The following is a 1,903-nucleotide window of genomic DNA, read 5'->3' on the forward strand; positions in this document are numbered from 1 at the left end:
GCAAATGGGTTGCCAAATCGCCAATGCCCTCTTTGTGCAGTTGTTCAAGAAAGAGTTTTACCGCACTAAAATCCTCTTCCCACAAGGAGATGGGTGACTCTTGAAACAGGGTATGATAGCGGGCAGAGTGCTCGGAGACGCGGCGTTCGGCCTGTTTGCGTTCACTGATATCCTGCACTGTACCAATCGAACGCAAAGCTTTACCCTCGGCATCATAATGGGTTTCGCCCCGTTCGTGCACATATTTGATACGCCCATCGGCAAAGAGCAGGCGATGTTCAAAATTGTAGGAAGTACGATTTTTTACTGAATAGCTATAGGCTTGATCAAGCAGCTTGCGATCATCAGGATGCACCAGTGCCAAAAAGCTCTCATAAGAGGCGACAAAGCGTTCCGGATCGATCTCAAAAATGCGAAACACCTCTGCAGACCAGGTGAGTATATTGCCGTTGAGATCCAATTCCCAGTTACCGATTTTGGCCAGTTTTTGCGACTCGGTAAAAAGAATTTTTTGTTTATCCTGTTGTTGTTCAATTAATTTTTGTTCATTTAAGCACTTTTGCCGCGTGCTTGCGCAGAGGATGGCCCGTTCCAGGGAGCTGCTGGTCAGCTCTGGCCAGGAGAGTGCCTCTTGTGCCCCGGCTTCAATGGCTTTAATCGCCTGAGAGGCAGGGAGGTGATCTGCCAATACCAGAAGCGTCAACAGCGGAAAGTGCTCATGAAAACGGCGAATAGCCAGGATGCTCTCTTCATCCACTGCAGCGCAGGCCAGGAGGATGACAGGAGCTTCAGAGAGCTGTTGTTGCAGAAGTTCAATGGCCTGCAGCTCTGTAGCGCTCACCTGTAACGGTGCCATGGCAAGTGTGCTGGGGGCAAGAACTCTGCGCAACGCGGAAATTTTTTCGGCGTCGTGGGCAACCAGGAGCAGGGAAGGTATAGGCAGATCCATCTGGAGAGTTCCTTTGCGGCAAAAGCACTCAACGATTCTCTAGCTTTGTACTCTTAATTCTTGCAGGTTAGCACAAAAATGCTCTTGGTCAAATGCTCGATATGTTGCCGGTGTATCTCTTTGTATAAACACTGAAGAAATATGTATAAAATATTTCTTGAATCCAGTTGCCTTATTCTTATATATGAATGCTCATTCAGGGGATAACACGGCCGAGGACAGGGCAAGCGCATTTGCCAATTTCTTCACTGTTGCCACAAGCGAAACTGTGCATGTCTGGCGTCCGCCCTCGCAAAAGAGTGCCCCTGCAGGGCACAAATCGGTGCGGCATGCGCGAATGCTTAAGCATTCGCTTTTGGGAAACGCCGTATATTACCAGCAGGGCTTTGCCCTGCACCCACCAGGAGGAGATAATCTCCTCCTGGACCTCCATTATAATTTTCTGATTTTCAAATGCGCTTGCCCTGCTGCCGAGGATTCTGCTGCTTGTGCCGGAGTGATGCTGATGGCATGATAGGGTATTATTAAATTATTTGCTGCACGAGGTTCTCTTGTCTACAGATTGCACGGAAAACGAGTTGTTTTCAAAGAAAAAGTCTACTGGCTGGAGCCTGCTTTTTGCGGCCTGGCTGGTGGCGGCCTGTTCCACTCTGACCAGCCTCTTTTTTAGCGAAGTGGCGGGGGTGCCGGTCTGCAGCCTCTGCTGGTATCAACGCATCGCCATGTATCCCTTGAGCCTGATTCTGGCCATGGCGCTCTTTCCCTATGATCCGAAGGTGGTACGTTATGCCGGGGCTTTGGTGGGGGTGGGCTGGATAATTGCCCTGTTTCAGGTACTCTTGGTGGCCGGAGTCATTCCAGAACGGATGCAGCCTTGCGTGCAAGGGATACCCTGTGCAGAGACCTATTTTGCTCTGTTTGGGATCTTGACCATCCCCGCCATGTCCTTGTTGA

Annotated in this window: 2 protein-coding genes; one reads left to right on the forward strand and one right to left on the reverse strand. The window is 50.1% G+C overall.

What is annotated here, in order from left to right; all coding sequences use genetic code 11:
• Positions 1–949: PAS domain-containing protein (locus tag EJP87_RS15785; protein ID WP_130472809.1), on the reverse strand; the 949-nt coding region annotated here is incomplete at its 3' end.
• A 578-nt stretch (positions 950–1,527) separates the two neighbouring features.
• On the opposite strand from EJP87_RS15785, the gene EJP87_RS15790 reads away from it, so the two are divergent.
• The coding region (locus tag EJP87_RS15790) for a disulfide bond formation protein B (protein ID WP_130472810.1) at positions 1,528–1,903 on the forward strand (376 nt) is incomplete at its 3' end.

It is taken from the genome of Candidatus Magnetaquicoccus inordinatus (assembly GCF_004217665.1).
GTDB classification, from domain to species: domain Bacteria; phylum Pseudomonadota; class Magnetococcia; order Magnetococcales; family Magnetaquicoccaceae; genus Magnetaquicoccus; species Magnetaquicoccus inordinatus.